This is a genomic window from Rhizobium sp. BK060, from assembly GCF_014193145.1.
In the GTDB taxonomy this organism is placed as follows: domain Bacteria; phylum Pseudomonadota; class Alphaproteobacteria; order Rhizobiales; family Rhizobiaceae; genus Rhizobium.
This window is the reverse complement of sequence record NZ_JACHYW010000003.1, coordinates 179,341-197,440: the sequence shown is the minus strand read 5'-3', so window position 1 is coordinate 197,440 and position 18,100 is coordinate 179,341. Positions and strand designations below refer to the sequence as shown.

The 18,100-nt window shown below is 60.6% G+C and carries 17 protein-coding genes; 1 reads left to right on the top strand and 16 read right to left on the bottom strand.

Annotation, left to right across the window (positions count from 1 at the left end; genetic code table 11):
* Window positions 1-134 precede the first annotated feature (134 nt).
* The 5 genes from FHT71_RS04730 to yajC all read right to left on the bottom strand — a co-directional run bounded on the left by FHT71_RS04730 (window position 135) and on the right by yajC (window position 4,882).
* Window positions 135-602, bottom strand: a complete 468-nt coding sequence (locus tag FHT71_RS04730) for a hypothetical protein (RefSeq protein WP_132590859.1) — start codon at window positions 600-602, stop codon at window positions 135-137.
* Window positions 603-671: 69 nt separating this feature from the next.
* Window positions 672-1,523, bottom strand: a complete 852-nt coding sequence (locus FHT71_RS04725) for a phytoene/squalene synthase family protein (protein ID WP_007788917.1) — start codon at window positions 1,521-1,523, stop codon at window positions 672-674.
* A gap of 2 nt (window positions 1,524-1,525) precedes the next feature.
* Window positions 1,526-1,912, bottom strand: a complete 387-nt coding sequence (locus FHT71_RS04720; RefSeq protein WP_007788916.1) for an Mth938-like domain-containing protein — start codon at window positions 1,910-1,912, stop codon at window positions 1,526-1,528.
* 4 nt (window positions 1,913-1,916) lie between these two features.
* Complete coding sequence (gene secDF / locus FHT71_RS04715; RefSeq protein WP_132590857.1) at window positions 1,917-4,478, bottom strand: protein translocase subunit SecDF; 2,562 nt, start codon at window positions 4,476-4,478, stop codon at window positions 1,917-1,919.
* A 56-nt stretch (window positions 4,479-4,534) separates the two neighbouring features.
* On the bottom strand, window positions 4,535-4,882 hold the full coding sequence (gene yajC / locus FHT71_RS04710; RefSeq protein WP_007788914.1) for a preprotein translocase subunit YajC: 348 nt from the start codon (window positions 4,880-4,882) through the stop codon (window positions 4,535-4,537).
* A gap of 209 nt (window positions 4,883-5,091) precedes the next feature.
* Between yajC and FHT71_RS04705 the strand changes: the two genes are divergently transcribed.
* Entirely contained in the window at window positions 5,092-5,964 is an 873-nt protein-coding gene (locus tag FHT71_RS04705; protein ID WP_007788913.1) for an ATP-binding protein, read from the top strand.
* A gap of 53 nt (window positions 5,965-6,017) precedes the next feature.
* Here the strand turns inward: FHT71_RS04705 and FHT71_RS04700 are convergent, their stop codons facing one another.
* The 11 genes from FHT71_RS04700 to FHT71_RS04650 all read right to left on the bottom strand — a co-directional run bounded on the left by FHT71_RS04700 (window position 6,018) and on the right by FHT71_RS04650 (window position 18,092).
* Window positions 6,018-7,577: a peptidoglycan DD-metalloendopeptidase family protein gene (locus FHT71_RS04700; protein ID WP_132590853.1), complete on the bottom strand. Its 1,560-nt coding sequence runs from the start codon at window positions 7,575-7,577 to the stop codon at window positions 6,018-6,020.
* Between the two features lie 136 nt (window positions 7,578-7,713).
* Window positions 7,714-8,367 (bottom strand): protein-L-isoaspartate(D-aspartate) O-methyltransferase, encoded by a 654-nt coding sequence (locus FHT71_RS04695; RefSeq protein ID WP_007788910.1) that lies wholly within the window; start codon window positions 8,365-8,367, stop codon window positions 7,714-7,716.
* A 6-nt stretch (window positions 8,368-8,373) separates the two neighbouring features.
* Window positions 8,374-9,141, bottom strand: coding sequence for a 5'/3'-nucleotidase SurE (gene surE / locus FHT71_RS04690; protein WP_132590851.1), 768 nt, complete (start codon window positions 9,139-9,141; stop codon window positions 8,374-8,376).
* Between the two features lie 4 nt (window positions 9,142-9,145).
* Window positions 9,146-10,429 carry a serine--tRNA ligase gene (serS, locus tag FHT71_RS04685; protein ID WP_132590849.1) on the bottom strand — a complete coding sequence of 428 codons (1,284 nt, stop codon included), beginning with the start codon at window positions 10,427-10,429 and terminating at the stop codon, window positions 9,146-9,148.
* A gap of 92 nt (window positions 10,430-10,521) precedes the next feature.
* Window positions 10,522-11,349 carry a twin-arginine translocase subunit TatC gene (gene tatC, locus FHT71_RS04680; protein ID WP_132590847.1) on the bottom strand — a complete coding sequence of 276 codons (828 nt, stop codon included), beginning with the start codon at window positions 11,347-11,349 and terminating at the stop codon, window positions 10,522-10,524.
* A complete protein-coding gene (gene tatB, locus FHT71_RS04675) occupies window positions 11,346-11,969 on the bottom strand; it encodes a Sec-independent protein translocase protein TatB (protein ID WP_132590845.1) in 624 nt (207 codons plus the stop codon). Before tatB ends, tatC begins: the two co-directional genes overlap by 4 nt.
* A gap of 49 nt (window positions 11,970-12,018) precedes the next feature.
* Window positions 12,019-12,219 carry a twin-arginine translocase TatA/TatE family subunit gene (locus tag FHT71_RS04670; RefSeq protein ID WP_007788905.1) on the bottom strand — a complete coding sequence of 67 codons (201 nt, stop codon included), beginning with the start codon at window positions 12,217-12,219 and terminating at the stop codon, window positions 12,019-12,021.
* Between the two features lie 185 nt (window positions 12,220-12,404).
* Entirely contained in the window at window positions 12,405-13,085 is a 681-nt protein-coding gene (gene scpB, locus FHT71_RS04665) for an SMC-Scp complex subunit ScpB (protein ID WP_132591002.1), read from the bottom strand.
* 32 nt (window positions 13,086-13,117) lie between these two features.
* Window positions 13,118-13,978 (bottom strand): ScpA family protein, encoded by an 861-nt coding sequence (locus FHT71_RS04660; RefSeq protein ID WP_132590843.1) that lies wholly within the window; start codon window positions 13,976-13,978, stop codon window positions 13,118-13,120.
* A gap of 21 nt (window positions 13,979-13,999) precedes the next feature.
* Window positions 14,000-15,013 carry a beta-N-acetylhexosaminidase gene (gene nagZ / locus FHT71_RS04655; protein ID WP_183719112.1) on the bottom strand — a complete coding sequence of 338 codons (1,014 nt, stop codon included), beginning with the start codon at window positions 15,011-15,013 and terminating at the stop codon, window positions 14,000-14,002.
* Between the two features lie 109 nt (window positions 15,014-15,122).
* Entirely contained in the window at window positions 15,123-18,092 is a 2,970-nt protein-coding gene (locus FHT71_RS04650; protein ID WP_183719110.1) for an SPOR domain-containing protein, read from the bottom strand.
* Window positions 18,093-18,100: the final 8 nt, after the last annotated feature.

The following is an 18,100-nucleotide window of genomic DNA, read 5'->3' as shown; positions in this document are numbered from 1 at the left end:
TGCGCCTATTTCGGGCGGCAAGCAACGGCAAAACGGCCGCAGCCATGCGTCACGCGAGAGGCTATGCCGATAAGGATGATCGTGAATGCGGAACGACTGCGGCGAAACGATATGCCGGTTCGCCAGGGGCTTCGCTACTTGCCGTTTTCGGCTGTGGAATTGTGCGACGCCAATGCTTTGTCCGGCTCGGCCACGTAGTTGCCGAGCAGCCAGAGAGAGACCTCGGATGCCTCCTTGGAGGAGGCAAATTCGAACGTACCGCTCTGATGTGGAGCGTCAAGGAACTCGATGCTGAGGCCGCTGCCCGTTTCCGAGCTCAGGACACGCACCCTGCCCGGCTCGATGATGTGGCATGAATAATGTCTCTGCATGTTGCGCATGAAGCCCGCCTTATTGTCATGCAGGCGTACGAACACTGCCTGTCCGTTGGCGGTGGCCTGCAACTGGCGGATTGCTTCAGTGGGAAAAGCCCGGTTGAACTCGATGATCGCGAGTCCGGTATCGTGAAGGCCATCTTCCTTGTTCTGCGCCGCCATGCGCGTCGAAATGAAGGCGATGAAAATGACGATCGCGAATATAACGCACCAGACGATAATGCTCACATCGCTCTCCGATCAAAGCTGCAACGACGCTTCTATAAGGCACGAGCCTTGCGCGAGTTTGAACAAAATTCAGATTTTCTTGCGCATCAACGCGAGCAGCATGCCCGCCTGGCGCCGCAGCTGCGAGCGCTGCAACTGACGCTCGAACAATCCTGCGCCTGTCTTCTGAGCGTTGACAAGCACGGGCTCCGCCAGCGCGACAGGCAGGAATGCCGGAAATACGGTCGATGATATCGCGACACTTCTCGCCCTGGCGAGATGGTCGCGGCCGAGCCCGGCGAAAGCTTCGATCGCTGCAGAGATGCGCGACTTGTCCTCCCCGGCAAGAAACGCATCGCGATCAAGTCCCGTCGCAGATAGGATTTCAAGCGGAATATAGAGCTGTCCGCGGTGACGATGCAGCGGCATCAAAAGCAGGAGGCCGGCGATGGCCTGCGCAACACCTGCGTGCCCAGCAGCCTCAGCGGATCTGGCAGCCTCCTCCGGCGCAAGTACCAGGCTAGCCAATTGAATGAGGGTAGACGCCGTCTCGCCGGCATATCCTTCGAGCGAGACGCGCGTCTCCATCGGATCGTCGTAGAGATCGAAGATGCGAGCATCGATCATGTTTACGAGGGTCTTCGGCGGCAGGCGGTGGGCTTCGATTGTCGATAGCAAGGCAGCGGCAATTGGATTTGCCTGGGTGGAGCCATGCGCGCTCCCCTCCAGCAGGTCGCGCCAGTATTGCATGCGAACCTCCCCCGGAAGGGGCTCGTGCACCAGATCGCGAATACGTGCAAGCTCGGCATTGAAAGCGTAGAGTGCGGCCAATGCGTCCCGCTTGCTTTCCGGCGACAGCAGGCAGGCCAGGTACCGGTCGCGGTCGTTGTCGCGCAGCGTCGCCAGGCAGATGTCCTGGTTCGTCAAAGGCTGATCGGCCATTGTCAGACCGCTATTAGCGCCGCGGCGACGGCGCGGGATTCCAAGAGCATGATGTTGAAGGTGCGAACCGCAGCACCCGTATTCATCGGATCGGATGAAATGCCGGCGGCCCTCAAGGCAGCCTTCAGATCAGCCGGGATCGGACGCATATCGTTCCCTGTGCCGATCAGCAGGACCTCGATCTCGGCTGCCTCGTCGAGCACCTTCTGAAAATTCTCGATCGACAGCGGCTTCGACATGTCCATATCCCAGCCATAGATACCGGACGGAAGGCAAAGGATCGATCCGCGATGGGACATGTCGGCGAAACGGAAACCGCCGTTGCCGTAGGTATCGATGGGCGCGCGTCCAGGAAAATGCGCCTCGCGGATTTCTATGCCTCTTGCCATATTCTCACACTACCGGATTGCCGGAGTTCGTACCCGGCTCGGCCACTTTCTTATTTTGATCACTATTGACGGCGTCCGGCCGGAGCTTGAAAGCAATCAGCACGGGCGCAGCTATGTAGATGGAGGAAAAGGTGCCAACTGCAACGCCGAACAGCATCACAAAGGCGAACGGGCGGATCACTTCACCACCGAACAGGCAGAGCGCCAGCAGGGCCAGCAATGTCGTCGCAGCCGTCAAAACAGTGCGCGACAGCGTCTGATTGATCGAGGCATCGATCAGGATCGGCAGAGGCATCTTGTGGTAGCGCTTCAGATTTTCACGCATCCGGTCGTAGACGACGACCGTATCGTTGAGCGAATAGCCGACAATCGTCAGGATGGCCGCAACGCTCGTTAGATTGAATTCCATGCCTGTCAGCACGAAGAGGCCCAGCGTCAAGATGATATCGTGAAGGGTCGCGATGATCGCACCGATCGCAAACTGCCATTCGAAGCGCAGCCAGATGTAAAGGAGGATGACAGCGAGCGAACCGAGTATACCCAATGTCGCGGCCCTCGTCAGTTCACCCGACACGGCTGGGCCGACAACCTCCACGCTCCGGATTTCGTAGTCATCACCCAATTCATCGCGCAGTAAGGTCATAGCCGACTGTTCGGCATTCTCGCCGCCACCTTGCGCCTGAATGCGAACCAACGCCGTTGAGGCATCGGCAAGGCGACGGGCCTCGATATTCCCGATGTTCAGATCGCCGAGACGCGCGCGGATATCATCCGGATCGGCAACACCCTGCTTCGCCTTGACCTCCACAAGCGAGCCGCCGGCAAAGTCAACGCCAAGGTTTGCGCCAACCGTCGCGAAGCCGACCATCGCCAGTATCGAAAGCGCCGCCGACGCCGTGAAAGTGTACCGCCGTATGCCCATGAAGCGGATGTTCGCGTGATCGAAGATGCCTGTCTGAACATCCCTGGGCAGATGCCGCGGATGCTTGCGATGGAGCCAGGTGACGACAATCCAACGCGTCAGCGTGAAGGTGGTGAAGACAGTCGCCAGAATTCCCGCCGCCAGCGTCACGGCAAAACCGCGAACGGTATCACTGCCGAGATAGTAGAGAATAACCGCTGCAATGACGATGGTGACATTGGCATCAAGGATCGTCAGGAACGCACGAGAAAACCCGTTATCGATCGCATCCGCGAAGGAATGGCCGGCTTTCGCCTCTTCCCGGATTCGCTCGTAGACGAGCACATTGGCATCGACGGCCATGCCCATGATCAAGACAATGCCTGCGAGGCCGGGCAATGTCAGCGTTGCGCCGATCACACTCAGCACAGCGAGAATCAGGAGGAGGTTCAGGACAAGCGAAATGCCGGCGATGATGCCCAGCTTTCGATAGAAGGCAAACATCAACCCGGTGACAAGGATCGCAGCGACGAAGCCGGCGACCAAACCGGCGCGCTTCGATTCAGCGCCGAGAGTGGGGCTGACGGTGCGCTCCTCCACCGTCGTCAACGTCGCCGGCAGAGCGCCGCTTCGCAACATCAGCGCAAGATCGCGGGTTCCGTCCTCGCTGAAGCTGACCGGCACGCTTCCGGTGCCGTCCAAGATCGGCGCGTTGATAAGCGGCGCCGCCATGACCTGATCGTCGAAGAGTATGGCAAGGTGTCGGCCGATATTCTGGCGCGTCTTCTGGGCCAGGCGCTCGGTCCCTTCGGCATCCAGCTTATAGCTGACGGCGACCGCGTCCGTTTGCGGATCGACGACCGCCTGAGCATCGACGAGATTCTTGCCCGTTATAAAATCCGTGCGATCGACGAGGTAAGGAACGGGCGGATCGTCAAGCGAATAGAGTACTTCGGAGGTCGCAGGCCAGCGACCGGCAAGGGCCTCCTGCCCGGACATGCTTTCATCGATCATCCGAACCGCGAGCTGAGCGGGTTCGTTCAGAATATTCTTCAGCCGCTCGACGTCAATCGAGCCGAGCGTTTTGACGTCGATGCGGTCGCGGCCATCTGCGCGAACAGAAAAATCCTTGATCTCAAGGCCGGCAATGCGACGCTCGACAACCTCCAGGGACTGCGCCAGGGCAACTGTGATGCCTTCGTCGATGCTATCGTTTGAAATTCGTAGTGTAAGCTGCCCGCCGTTACCTCTCTCCAGGGATACATTCCGGACCGAGCCGCCGAACCAGCCGTTCTTCCTGCTCGCAGTCAACGTGCTTAAGGCATTGACCGCAGCGTCCACTTGGCTGGCATCGGTAATCCTGACGGTGACGTCCTGGTCGTTGCCGGTCAGGCCGGTATAGCGAATGTTAGATTCGCGCAACTTGCCACGGACGTCAGCAACCGTACGCTCGAGCCGTTCCCTGACGATATCGGAGCGCTCGATCTGAAAAAGCAGATGGGAACCGCCCTGCACATCAGGGCCAAGGACAACACGGCTATGAGCCAACCATGCGGGCAGCTTAGAACGCTGCCCGTCCGACAATAAATTTGGGGCCGCGATTATCACGGCCACCAGTACCAAAACCCAGATCAGAACGGCCTTCAAGCGGGAAAAACGATGCATTTTCTCTCGACTATTTCCGATCCGGCCCAATCCGGTTCGCGGCTAGGTTTGCAATACTATGCAGCGTCTGCCTTCACCGGCTCACCCTTGACGCGAACTTCCGAAATGCCGGTGCGAACGACGCGAACGCGAACCCCGTCTGCAATTTCCACTTCGAGTTCCTTGTCGTCAACAACCTTGGTGACCTTGCCGACGAGACCGCCGCCGGTGACGACCTGATCGCCGCGACGGATCGCCTTCAGCGTCTCTTCACGCTTCTTGGCCTGCGCGCGCTGCGGACGGATCAACAGGAAATACCAGACAACCATCAGCGGCACAAAAAGGATGATCATTTCTAGGCCAGAGCCGAACGGCGACGCCGCAGTGTCGGTGGCAGCCTGGGCAAATGCCGGGGTGATGAACATGCTAAACTCCTCAAAGCTTTCCGGTGGCGGAACTCCGCCTTTTCTCGGGTGGCCGGACTATAATTATGGTCTTTGCGAATGCAACAGAAACAGCCGGAAACCGTACCGATTCCGCTGCCTCATAACCTTTCCGCTCGCAAAAGGCCATGCTACGTCGCAGGCAAAAGACACAGCAGGCTGGTTGCAACCAGAATTCAGGAGGAAGGCCCATGGCCGAAGACGTCAACAACGCCATTCTGACGGAACTGCGCCGACTGACGGATGCGATCGACCGGTTGGCCGGCCCGGCGCCCGCTGCCAACGACTGGAACGCTGCCGATTGCTTCGTCTGGTCCCCTGCCCGCCAGCACCTCCAGCCAGTTGCACGACCGAACCGGGTCGCCTTGAAGCTGATCCGTGGTGTAGACCACGTGCGGGATATCCTCCACGAAAACACGGTCCGCTTTGCCGAAGGCTATCCGGCGAACAACGTTCTCCTATGGGGCGCGCGCGGTATGGGCAAGTCCTCGCTGGTCAAGGCCGTCCATGAAGATGTGCGGCGTGAGAGCGGCGTGTCGCTGAAACTGGTCGAAGTGCATCGCGAAGATATCGCGAGCCTCCCGACGCTGCTTGATCTGCTGAAGGATGCGCCCCTCCGCGTCATCGTTTTCTGCGACGACCTCTCGTTCGATCACGATGACACGGCATACAAATCGCTCAAGGCAGCCCTTGATGGCGGCGTAGAGGGGAGGCCAGACAACGTTCTTTTCTATGCAACCTCGAACCGGCGCCACCTGCTTCCGCGCAACATGATGGAGAACGAGCAGTCGACGGCGATCAATCCCTCCGAAGCGGTCGAGGAAAAGGTTTCGCTGTCCGACCGGTTTGGCCTTTGGCTCGGATTCCACAAATGCAGCCAGGACGACTATCTGACGATGATCGACGGCTATGCAGATCATTTCAAGCTACCCATCGATCGCGAAAAGATGCATGCGGAGGCACTGGAATGGGCCACAACGCGTGGCGCGCGTTCCGGCCGCGTCGCCTGGCAGTACATTCAGGATCTCGCTGGCCGGATGCGCATCGCACTTGACCGCGCATAATGACAAAAGCCCGGCTTTGAAGCCGGGCTTTTGAGCATCCTCGGACGCAATACCTATTCGAGGAAAGTAATTGGGTTGACCGGAGTCGCATCCTTGCGGACTTCGAAGTGGACCTGCGGCTGCTTGACGTTGCCGCTCATGCCGGAGACAGCAACCGTCTGTCCGCGCTGGATCTTCTGGCCGCGGGTGACGCTCAGGGTGTCGGCGTTGCCGTACACGGTAACGGTACCGTCGTCGTGGCGGACGAGAACCGTATTGCCGAGTTCCTTCAGGCCATTGCCGGCATAGATGACCACGCCGTTTTCGGCCGCCTTGATCGGCGTACCCTGCGGCACGGAAATGTCGATGCCATCGTTACGGCTGCCGTTGACGTTGGCGCCGTAGGCCGCAATGACAGCTCCACGAACCGGCCAGCGATACTTGCCGATGCCGGTTGCCTCGGGCGCCGCGGAGGCCACTTCCTTCTTGGCAGCCTCATCCACCGTCTCGGTCGCGACGGGTGCCTTATAGGTTGCGGGTTGCGCGGCGGCGGTCGTTGCTGCGGCAGCAGGCTCAGCGATCGGCTTCGGTTCTGCCTTTGCCGGAATGGAGGCCGTTTTCATACCATCGCGCGAAGCGCCGGGGAGATTGAGTTCCTGACCGATGCGGATCGAACCAGCCGACAGGTTGTTGGCAGCCTTCAGATCGTCGATGCTGGTGCCCGTTGCCTTGGCAATCTTGGCAAGCGAGTCACCCGGCTTGACGACATAGGTACCGCCGGCGCCCTTCGGTCCCTTACCCGCGCCAGCCGGAAGCTTGCCCGCCGGATCGGCATTTGCGACCGACTTGTCGCGGGCGGAATTCGCACCCGGAACGACGGCAACGTTCTGCTCTTGCTGCTTGCCAGGCTGAGGCAGATGCCCGCCCTTGGAGAGGTCGGCCGTCTGGGCGGATGCCTTGGCGGCATTGCCTCCGTTGAAGGTCGGGATCAGGATGATCTGACCAGGCTTCGCGGCAGCGGCAGTCTTGAAGCCGTTGACCCGAAGAATTTCCTTCTCCGGGACACCGTAGCGATTGGCGAGCGTCGCGATGGTTTCGCCCGGACGAAGCGTAACGGAAGGCGCATTGGTTGCCGACCAGCCGGACACCTTCGGGGTTGTGCCGGTGACGATCGAGTCGGTTGCCGTCTTTGGCGGAACGAGAACCGGGGCCGATTTCTTCGGAGCCGCGGCCGCGGGGAATGGCTGCGCGAGCGCTACCTGCTTTTCGCGGGACGGAGCTGCCGGCGCCACCGCGGAGGGAGCAGCGAGATCGGAGCGCTGAACGGAGACCGGTGCCGAGGCCATGCGGGCGCTGGAGGCGCCATAAGCGGGCTGCGCCGGATAGGGTTGGCTCATCGCCTGGCTGCTTGCCGAATAGCCGCCCTGCGCCAAATCCGCCTGCGGCACGGGATCGGCCTGCATATTTCTGCGTGGGATGGAGTTGGTCGTCATCTGGTCCTGACCCGATGACGAGAAAAGACCACCGAAACGTGTTACATCGGAACTGCAACCCGTTGCGGCACTCGCCAGCAAAGCCGCTATCAGGACATTACCGGCAGACTTGCCCACTCTTGGCGAAAGACTGAAACGCATGACTCGACCCACTGATGAACGCAACCATTTGTGGGTTTATTAAAGCGCGTTAGTATTACCATGCGGTTAAGGCACAGGAATCCGCGCGATTTTTTTGAGAGATTGCTAACCATAGCACTCGCGCGACAGGCTCGCGTCAGAGTTGAGACGCAAGGCGCGGGACGATCGGAAGATAGGGTGTATCGAACAGCTCTTCGCGCTCGAAGCGGCTCCCCGTTTTCGTGAGCCGCACAAGGCGACATTCATTCTCGGAGATCATGAGAGGTGCAATCATTGAGCCGCCGGAAACAAGCTGGTCGGTGTAGAACCGCGGCATCGAATTGAACGCCGCGGTGACCACGATGCGATCGAAAGTTCCCTCTCCCTGCAAGCCGGCGCTGCCGTCGGCCTGGCGGATGATGACGTTTCTGAGTCCGAGTGAGTCGATGCGACGCTGCGCATTCGTCGTCAATGTCTTGTAGCGGTCGATCGTCAGCACGCGTTCGGCCATGCGGGCCATGACGGCAGACATGAAGCCGCTGCCCGTGCCGACCTCAAGCACACGTTGCCCCGGCTTGATCTTCAGGTGGTGAAGGATCCTGACCGCGAGATCGACGCCCTCCAGAAATGAGCCGCATTCGATCGGGATCGTGCGGCTCGAATAGGCCTGCTCCGCGAACTGCGGCGGCACGAACAAAGAGCGCGGCGTCTGCTCGACCGCAGTCAGCAGATCCAGATCGGAAACGCCTTCGGCCCGCAGCCTCAAAACGAGCGCCGCAAACCCTTCCTTCTCGACCAGCCGTGCCGTCAAAACAATCTACTCCGTACCCGAAAGCGCCCGCGCCACGCGGTCCCGTACGGAATAATCAGTCAGATCCAGTTTCAAAGGCGTTACCGAAATCTTGCGATGCTTCAGAGCGTGGATGTCGGTGCCCACGAGGAAGGCGCCGGCACGCTCTCCGAACCTCAGCCAATAATAGGGAAAGCCACGTCCGTCAGACCGGGCATCGACCTGCAGGTTGAAGGCAAGCTTGCCTTGCGCCGTGACTTCCACGCCCTCGACTTCTTCGGGGCGGCAATTCGGAAAGTTGAGGTTCAGGAACGTGCCCTCGGGCAATTCGAGCGCCATCAGTTTCTCGAGAAGAGCCGGCGCGTGTGCCTCGCAGACCTCCCATGGAACGATCCTTGACCCATCTTGGTGGAGATAGGCCTGGCTCAATGCAAAAGAGCGGACGCCTTGCATGGTGCCTTCGATGGCACCAGCGATGGTGCCTGAATAGGTGACATCGTCGGCGACATTCGAGCCCGAATTGACGCCCGAGAGCACGAGGTCCGGCTTGATGTCCATGACCTGCTTGATGCCCATGATGACGCAATCGGTCGGGGTTCCGCGTAGCGCGAAATGCTTGTCGGAGATCTTGCGCAGTCGCAGCGGCTCAGAAAGGCTCAACGAATGCGCAAGGCCGCTCTGGTCCGTCTCCGGCGCGACAATCCAGACATCGTCGGACAGCGTGCGCGCAATCCGCTCCAGCGCTGCGAGGCCTTCAGCGTGAATGCCGTCGTCGTTGGTGAGCAGAATGCGCATCGGCTCAGGCCGCCCGTTCTATCTTCTTCAAACCGCCCATATATGGCAGCAGAACGTCGGGAACAGTCACCGACCCGTCCTCGTTCAGGTAGTTCTCGAGAACAGCGATCAGGCAGCGACCGACGGCGGTGCCCGAGCCGTTCAACGTGTGAACGAACTTCGTTGCCTTGTCCTCCTTGCCGCGATAGCGCGCGTTCATGCGCCGCGCCTGGAAATCGCCGCAGACGGAACAGGACGAGATTTCACGGTAGGTGTTCTGGCCCGGCAACCAGACCTCGAGGTCGTAGGTCTTGCGCGAACCGAAGCCCATATCGCCGGTGCAGAGCGTCAGCGTGCGGAAATGCAGGCCGAGGCGCTTCAACACCTCTTCCGCGCAGGCCGTCATGCGCTCGTGCTCGGCAAGCGAACTCTCCGCATCGGTGATCGAGACGAGTTCGCACTTCCAGAACTGATGCTGGCGAAGCATGCCACGCGTGTCGCGGCCGGCCGAGCCCGCTTCCGAGCGGAAGGATGGCGTCAGCGCGGTGAAACGAAGCGGCAGCTTCTCCTGGTCGAGGATTTCTTCGCGTACTAGGTTGGTCAGCGTCACTTCCGCGGTCGGAATGAGATACCGACTGTCGGTCGTCTTGAAGAGATCTTCCTCGAACTTCGGCAGATTGCCGGTGCCATAGAGCGCTTCTGCGCGCACCATCAGCGGCGAGCTGACTTCGGTGTAGCCATGCTCGCTCGTATGCAGGTCGATCATGAACTGACCGAGCGCGCGCTCCAGCCGCGCGAGCGGACCGGTCAGCACCGTAAAGCGCGACCCCGAGAGCTTGGCAGCCCGCTCGAAATCCATGTAGCCAAGCGCTTCACCGATCTCGAAATGTTCCTTCGGCGTGTGATTCCAGCGCGGCTTTTCGCCGACGACGCGGGCAACGACATTGTCGTGCTCGTCTTTGCCGACCGGCACATCGTCGTGCGGGATGTTCGGAATGCGCGACAGCGCGTCGTTCAGCTCGTCCGTCGCCTGACGTTCATCCTCTTCGGCGGCCGGAAGCAGCACCTTCAGGTCAGCCACCTCGGCCTTCAGCTTGTCGGCAAGCTCGCTGTTCTTCTGCGCCATCGCCGCGCCGATTTCCTTGGAGGCGGCATTGCGACGGGACAACATGTCCTGGACCTTCTGAATGGCCGAGCGGCGCTTTTCATCGATCGCAATCAAGCTTTCGGACAAAGGCTCGACACCACGCTTGGCAAGTGCCGCATCGAGCGCTTCGGGATTCTCACGGATCCATTTGATATCGAGCATCGTCGTTCCAGGTCGTTGTAAAAAAGATAACCCGGCCAACGCCCGGCTAGGCCTCGACCGGATGCTTGGAAGCGTTCATTGAGGAAGATCGGTCAGACGTTGTCCGACTTGGCAACATCCGTGGTTCCTTCAGCCTCTCCGACCGCCTCGCGGGCACGCTGGCGCTCCACGAGTCGCGCCGCGTAGATGGAAATCTCGTAGAGAAGGATGGTCGGCAGTGCAAGGCCGATCTGGGACATCGGATCGGGCGGCGTCAGCACCGCTGCGACGATAAAGGCGAGCACGATCGCGAACTTGCGCTTCTCAGCCAGCCAATCCGACGACAGCAATCCGACACGGGCCAGCAGCGTGGTTATCACCGGAAGCTGAAAGACCAAGCCGAACGAAAACACCAGCGTCATGATGAGGCTGAGATACTCGGAGACCTTCGGAAGCAGCGAAATTGCGACGTCGCCCTCGCCTGGCGCTTGCTGCATGGTCAGGAAGAACCACATGACCATCGGCGTAAAGAAGAAATAGACGAGCGAAGCGCCCATCAGAAACAGGATCGGCGACGCGATCAGAAACGGCAGGAAGGCCGCGCGCTCGTTCTTGTAGAGGCCAGGCGCGACAAACTTGTAGATCTGCGCTGCAATGATCGGAAAGGCGATGACCAGGCCGCCGAACATGGCGACTTTCACCTGCGTGAAGAAGAACTCCTGCGGCGCCGTGTAGATGAGCTGTGCCTTTGAAACGTCGAGCTTCGCCCAGGTAACGGCCCACTTGTACGGATAGACCAGCACGTTGAAGAGATGTTTGGCGAATATGAAGCAGGAGATGAACGCAACGAAAAACGCACCGATCGACCAGATCAGTCGCGTGCGCAGCTCCATCAGATGCTCGATCAGTGGCTGCGGCTTGTCTTCGATCTCACCGCTCATGCATCGTCCTTCTTCTTCTTCTTTGCTGCCGTCTTCTTCGGAGCGGCTGTGGCGGCAACCGCCGCGGGCTTCTTGGCGGCGGCCGTCCTCGTCGAAGCCCGCTTGGGCTTCTCGACGGGAGCGGCAACTGCGGCAGGTGCAGGCTCCGCCTTGGCGCGCGGTTTACGGGCTGCCTTAGGCTTCTCCTGAACCACCGTATTTTCCACGTCTGCTGCAGCAATAGGCGCCGGCGCTACGACCGGCGGCGTTTCTGGCAGGCTCATTGATGGCTCAGGCACCGATACAACAGCGGCCGGAACCTCGGTCTTGTTCTCGACCGTCGTCGCCTTCTGCAGGTCGGCCTTGATTTCGTTGCCCATCTGCCGAAGCGGGTTCATGGCTTCGCGCAAACTGTTGACGGGGTTCAGCTTCTGCGCGTCCGTCAGTGTCTGGCGTACTTCGTCCAGATCGGCCTCACGCAGGGCCTCGTCGAACTGGGCACGAAACTCGCCTGCAACCTTGCGGGCACGCTGAGTCATCTTGCCGAATGCACGCAACATCGGCGGCAAGTCCTTCGGACCAACCACCACGATCAAAACGACCGCGATGACAAGCAGCTCGGTCCAGCCAATATCGAACATTCAAGGCTCCTGAGCGGGAAACGTGGGGGCTACGTTTGCCCGGAGGTGATTACTTGGTTTCGTCGGCCTTGTGATCGACGGTCTTGGCAGTCGTGGACTCGGGCGTGCTGTCTTCGTCGTTCATGCCCTTCTTGAAGCTCTTGATGCCCTTGGCAACGTCGCCCATCAGTTCCGGAATCTTGCCGCGACCGAACAACAACAGCACGATGACCAGAACGATCAGCCAGTGCCACATGCTAAAAGAACCCATTACGCTAACTCCCTGTTGCGATGTTTCCAGATGTAAGAGCTTCCTACACCAATTCCAACATCAAAGTTCCCCGTGGATTGTCGCTTAATGTCACGGGATCGCCCTCTGTGACAAGAGAATACACATTCGAAAAACTGTGATCGACATTGTTTTCGCGATGCGTGGCGGAACCAAGACAAATCCGATTAGTCTTCGGACCCGCCGCCGGGCGCCAGCAGGCCGAGTTCCTCAAGATCGAGTTGCGTGATCGGATCTTCGTCCTCGGTCAACTCGTCGTTCATGACAGGCGACGGCATATTGAAATTGGCCGGGATGCGACCGGAGAGTAGCCCTGCGCCTTTCAATTCTTCAAGGCCAGGCAGATCGCGCAGTTCTTCCAGGCCGAAATGATCGAGGAAATCGCGGGTGGTGCCGAGCGTGACGGGCCGACCAGGCGTACGCCTGCGACCGCGAAACCGAACCCAGCCTGCCTCCATCAGCACGTCGAGTGTGCCGCGGGAGGTCTGGACGCCTCTGATATCCTCGATTTCGGCCCGCGTCACCGGCTGGTGATAGGCAATGATCGCCAACACTTCCAAGGCTGCCCGCGACAGCTTCTTCGTTTCGTTCTCGTCGCGCCGAATGACGAATGAGAGGTCGGCGGCCGTGCGGAACGCCCACGCGTCATCCACCTGCACGAGGTTAACACCGCGATGGGCATATTGCTCCTTCAGGCGCAGCATGATCGCGCGAACGTTGAACGCGCGAGGCAAGCGCTCGGCAATGAAGCCTTCGGAGACGGGTTGTGCGGACGCGAAGACCAGTGCTTCGGCAATACGCTCTGCTTCAGCCTCCGCCCGGATGTCGTCGTCCGTCTCTTCCACCATTACGCTATCGATCTGCTCGTCTTCAAGATCGGTCACGCCGGTCGCTCCTGTTCGACGACCTGCAGCGTCGCATGTTTAGGGCCTCGCCGCATGTAGAGGGACTGGAAGGCACCATCCTGACGAATCTCGAGCTTACCTTCGCGGACCAGCTCGAGCGAAGCCGCGAACGCACTGGCAATCGCCGTGACCCGGTCTTGCGGCGACGCCATGTAAGGTAAGAGATAGGATTCGAGCGCAGTCCAGTCGCCGATCTCACCAATGATGCGGGTCAGAAGTTCGCGGGCGTCCGTCAGAGACCATACATTACGTCGAGCGATAGTCACCTGCGTCACAGCCTGACGCTGCCTGAGCGACGCATAGGCCGTCAGCAGATCGTAGAGGCTCGCATCATATGCCGACTGATGTCTGTCAGGGATATGCTCCGGCGCGCCGCGAGCGAAGATATCCCGCCCCAGACGATTGCGGTTGACGAGACCGCTCGCGGCCTCGCGCATCGCCTCCAGGCGCTTCAGGCGGAAGGCGAGCGTTGCCGCCATCTCCTCGCCGGACGGCCCGTCGTCCTTGGCCTGCTGCGGGATCAGCAGGCGCGATTTCAGATAGGCAAGCCAAGCGGCCATGACCAGATAGTCGGCCGCCAGCTCTATCCGGATCCGCCGTGCGCTTTCGATGAACTGCAGATATTGCTCTGCCAGCGCAAGAACCGAGATGCGGGACAGATCGACCTTCTGATTGCGGGCAAGGTAGAGCAAGAGGTCGAGCGGGCCTTCGAAGCCGGCAACGTCGATCAGCAGCGCGGGATCTGAGCTCGCGCGTTCCGCACCGCTTTCCTGCCACAGCTTGTCCATCGGCGTCGTTGCCGCCTGTTGCCAGTCCGTGCCCTTGGTCGTGGTCACCCTGCCCTGCTCCTTCCGCAATCAGACGGCTGCAAACATTTCATCGAATTCGGCGCGGATCGAAACCTCGTCGCCCTCGTCTGCCGTTGGGAAGCCCTTCAGCACCGCTTCTGCTCGCGACAGCGACTGGTCCTGCAAGACCGGTACGTTTTCGACAACCTGCAGCATCTCGCCCATGTGGCCATTGCAATGCAGCACGATATCACATCCGCCGGCGATGATATTGCCCGCGCGCTCACCGATCGTGCCGGCCAGCGCGTTCATCGACGTATCATCGGAAAGCAACAGCCCATTGAAGCCGATCTGTTGGCGGATGATGCCGTCGATGACCTTACGTGAAGTAGTTGCCGGATGCTCGGAGTCGATGGCCGCAAAGACGACATGGCACGTCATCGCCATCAATTCGTCCTTCATGGCAATGAAGGGCGGGAAATCGTGCGCCTCGAGTTCCGCGCGCGAAACCGTGACAACCGGCAGTTCGTGATGGGAATCGGCAAAGCCGCGACCGTGGCCCGGCATGTGCTTCATCACAGGGAGAAGACCGCCCGCTTTCAAACCCTCGGCAGCGGCCCGGCCCATGGCCACCACCGTCGTCGGATCACCGCCGTAGGCGCGGTTGCCGATCACGTTGCTGCTGCCCTCCACGGGAACGTCCAACAGCGGAAGGCAGTCCACGTTGATGCCAAGACTAGAAAGGTCGAAGGCGTGTAGCCGTGACATAAGCCACGCGGCGCGGAGGCCTTTTTCTCTGTCCTGCCGATAGATGTCGCCAAGCTGTTGCCCTGAGGGATAGTGCTGGAAGATCGGCGGTCGGATTCGCTGGACGCGTCCGCCTTCCTGGTCGATGAGAACCGGCGCGTGCCAACCGACAGCTTCGCGCATTTCCGCGACGAGATCACTGATCTGCTGCCGCTCCGAAATATTGCGCCCGAACAGGATGAAACCCCAAGGACGCTCAGCGCTGAACAACGCCTTTTCGTCAGGAGTGAGAGAAAGGCCGCTACAGCCTAGGATCATTGCTTTTGATTCGGTCATACCCGAATCATAGAGGTGCCCTGCGGAAATACGAGCTTCGTCAACCGGCATTCACAAAAAAAGCGGCAGACCAGAGGCCCGCCGCTTTGATTGAACGCTTGCCGAAAACCTACTTCGAGATAAGGCAGCTGCCGCCTGCTGCACGGTACTTTTCGCAGATGGTCGCGGCTTCGTCCTTGGAGCCCGCAGGGATGCGAACGCGGTAGAACGTGCCCTTGCCTGCAATCTCGGCCTTGCGGATCTCGTAGCTGCGGCCGCTAAGCACGCTTGCAAACTTCTTCGAAAGGCTCGCGTAGGACTTCTTCGCCTCTTCCTCGGAAGGAAGCGATGCGATCTGGACGCCGTAGCCGCCGGCCGCCGCAGTCGGCTGGGTCTGCGTCGCGGCCGGCGAAACAGCGGCAACGTCCTTCGGCTTTTGTGCTGCCGGTGCAGTTGGCGCCTCAGGTGCCTTCGCCGCATCGGTAGCTGCCGGGCGTGTTGCCGGAGCCGGCGCGGTATCGCTCACCGTCGAGCTCTTCACAGCGCGAACTGGCGGATCGACGTTGGCCGAAGTGGCGGCAGCCGCCTTGGCCAACGCATTTTCCGAAGGAGCCTGCGCTGCGGTCGGCTTGGTCTCTTCAACCGGCGTCGAACGGATGTCGGCGGTGGCGACCTGCCTCGATGCCGGGAAATTCGCAGCCGTGCCGCCAGCCGGCTTCGAGCCAGCGGTGATCTTCTGCGTCTGAACGGTCGTTGCCTTTGGCAGCGTCGAAGCTGCTTCAGGGGCTGGTTCGTCACGGGCAACCAGAGTGCCGTCCGGTCGGACAATCATGGTGCGGACCTTGCGGGCCGAAACTGACGGAGCCTGGTTGGCATTGTCGCCTTCGTCGGCAGCGGCCGTATCCTGGCTGGGTAGCAGACGCGGATCCTGGGTGTCGCCGACCGGTGTCGCCATTGGTGGCGCGATATCGCTGTCATTGTCCTCAGGCAGCGTTTCTGGTGTCAACGTGCGCTGTACGACGTCCACCGGCTGCTCGTCGCTGGATACCAGCGCCTTCTGCTTCGGCGCTTCGGCGGCAGCACCGCCGACGCTGTCGTAGACAGCCTTGTCCTGGTTCGGCACGGTCTTGCCGCCCGGATTTTCGGGCACGACCTTAACCGGGTCCTTGTCCGCTGTGATCACGCGCGGCTCGCCGGAAGCGATACCGAGGCCTCCATCACGGGCCAGGAACGTATAGCCTGCATAGGCGACGCCGCCAAACACGACGATCGCGGCAGCCGCAGCCAGCATACGCTTCATCGAGCGAGCGCGGCTCATATCCTCGGCTTCACTTGCGGACTGGATCTGCACCTGGGAAACGTTCTCGCGGCGCTGGACCGGCTCGTTGACGCTCCGGCGGAAATCCTCTTCCAAGGCGCGCTCGAATTCGTCCAGGCTTTGCAACGGAACTTGCTTGGCAACTGGCGCAGCGGTCGGCGCGATAGAGATTGGCGCACGGGTCCGCCATTCCTCGACGGCCGGCTTAGCAGGCGTTTCTGCTGGCTTGGCGGGTGCGAGAAGGTTGGCGATTTCAGCGTCGACATCGAAATCGAAGTCGGAGGTCGCTACGACCGGTCCCGGCTGCTCGACGGGCGGCAGCACCGGCACGTGCATTTCTTCAACAGCTTCCGGATGATATTCCGCATCCGAGATCATCGACGGATCGAACGGAAGCTCGTCTCCGGCATCAGCCGAGAATGCAGGCGTAGCAGGCGCCTTGGCGACGGGCGGTACCTCTTCCGGAATCCGACTGATCGGGGCCGCCACAACGACCGGAGCTGGGGCCGGCGGGGGCTGGAAAGCGGGCACTGGGGCGACTGGCTGCGGTCTAACTGCCTCGACATGCTGCGCCTGAACTCGCTGCGACTCGACAGCCTGCGGCTCCGCCTTTACCGGCTCAGCAAAGTCAAAATCGGCGAGTTCCAGCTCGATACCTTCAAGATCAAGCTCAAAGTCATGACCGGCGAAAGGATCGTCACCTTCCGGTTCGGCTTTGGCCGTGCGAGCGGACACAGGCGGCTCGACCGGCTTCGGCAACGGAGCCACAACAGGCGCGGCAACGCGAACCGGCTCCGGCGAGCGCGGCATCTGTGCGACATCAGCCGCGGCCATGATCTGGCGCTCGGGAACGGGGTAATGCGACACGTCGGCGAGGAGTTCATCGATATCGAAGGCAATATCGTCGACCTCCGTCGGCGCGGCCTCTGTCAGGGCGGCATCCGCCTGAACAGCGCCATCATCCTTCGCGGCAGCAGCCAGGTCGAAGGCGCTGTGATCGATGAGAGCTTCAACGACCGGCGCTTCTTGGCGCATCTCAGACGCGTCGGGAACCGTCTCGGGTTCTTCATGGCGATCGATTTCAGCAGGGAAACCCGCGGCAACAGGCACGTCGAAAGCAGCAACACTCTCCGACGCAACAACGGCCGGCTCAGGTGCGGGAGCAGCGATGGGGACGATCGGCGCAGATGAGGCCTCATCGCGGCGCGCCGGATGGAAGTTGGCGATTGGCAGCCGGATACTGGCCGCAGACCACTGTGGCGCCTTGGCAGGCGCAACCGGAGCAGGCGTCGCGCCGATCGACATTTCGAGTTCTTCGATCAGATCCCGTGCACCACCGGCGACTGGTTCGCCCGCTCGAACGGCATTCGACGCCCAAGCGACAGGGGTCAGGTTGGAAGCCACTTCCAGTGGCTGACGAGCCACCGTTTCGCTGGCAACCTCAGGCTCAACGACAAATTCGGGGACAAATTCGGGCTCGACCTCGGCAGCCGGCAAAGTATCGGCTTCGATGGGAGCCTCATAGGCCGCCGGCTGCTCCAAGACGGGCTCAGGCAGACGATCGAAAGACGCAGCGGACTGAGGTTCGTCGTAACGCTCGAATTCGCGCAACAATTCATCTTCGAGATTGAACGCCGGTTCCTGTCGGGGGGCGTCTTCGACGGTATTCGCTGCTACCCGCGGCTCAAAGCCAACGATGCGAGCAAGTTCCGCCAAAGGGTCGTCGTCAGCAAAGAGGTCCGTATTCTTACGCGTGTCATACGCCCGCTGTTTGTCTGCCATACTCATCC

Excerpts from the sequence above, each read along its gene's own strand:
- FHT71_RS04725 (WP_007788917.1), bottom strand. The coding sequence starts at position 1,523 with ATGGCCGATCAGCCTTTGACGAACCAGGACATCTGCCTGGCGACGCTG.
- FHT71_RS04720 (WP_007788916.1), bottom strand. The coding sequence starts at position 1,912 with ATGGCAAGAGGCATAGAAATCCGCGAGGCGCATTTTCCTGGACGCGCG.
- secDF (WP_132590857.1), bottom strand. The coding sequence starts at position 4,478 with ATGCATCGTTTTTCCCGCTTGAAGGCCGTTCTGATCTGGGTTTTGGTA.
- yajC (WP_007788914.1), bottom strand. The coding sequence starts at position 4,882 with ATGTTCATCACCCCGGCATTTGCCCAGGCTGCCACCGACACTGCGGCG.
- FHT71_RS04705 (WP_007788913.1), top strand. The coding sequence starts at position 5,092 with ATGGCCGAAGACGTCAACAACGCCATTCTGACGGAACTGCGCCGACTG.
- FHT71_RS04700 (WP_132590853.1), bottom strand. The coding sequence starts at position 7,577 with ATGCGTTTCAGTCTTTCGCCAAGAGTGGGCAAGTCTGCCGGTAATGTC.
- surE (WP_132590851.1), bottom strand. The coding sequence starts at position 9,141 with ATGCGCATTCTGCTCACCAACGACGACGGCATTCACGCTGAAGGCCTC.
- serS (WP_132590849.1), bottom strand. The coding sequence starts at position 10,429 with ATGCTCGATATCAAATGGATCCGTGAGAATCCCGAAGCGCTCGATGCG.
- tatC (WP_132590847.1), bottom strand. The coding sequence starts at position 11,349 with ATGAGCGGTGAGATCGAAGACAAGCCGCAGCCACTGATCGAGCATCTG.
- tatB (WP_132590845.1), bottom strand. The coding sequence starts at position 11,969 with ATGTTCGATATTGGCTGGACCGAGCTGCTTGTCATCGCGGTCGTTTTG.
- FHT71_RS04670 (WP_007788905.1), bottom strand. The coding sequence starts at position 12,219 with ATGGGTTCTTTTAGCATGTGGCACTGGCTGATCGTTCTGGTCATCGTG.
- scpB (WP_132591002.1), bottom strand. The coding sequence starts at position 13,085 with ATGGTGGAAGAGACGGACGACGACATCCGGGCGGAGGCTGAAGCAGAG.
- nagZ (WP_183719112.1), bottom strand. The coding sequence starts at position 15,013 with ATGACCGAATCAAAAGCAATGATCCTAGGCTGTAGCGGCCTTTCTCTC.
- FHT71_RS04650 (WP_183719110.1), bottom strand. The coding sequence starts at position 18,092 with ATGGCAGACAAACAGCGGGCGTATGACACGCGTAAGAATACGGACCTC.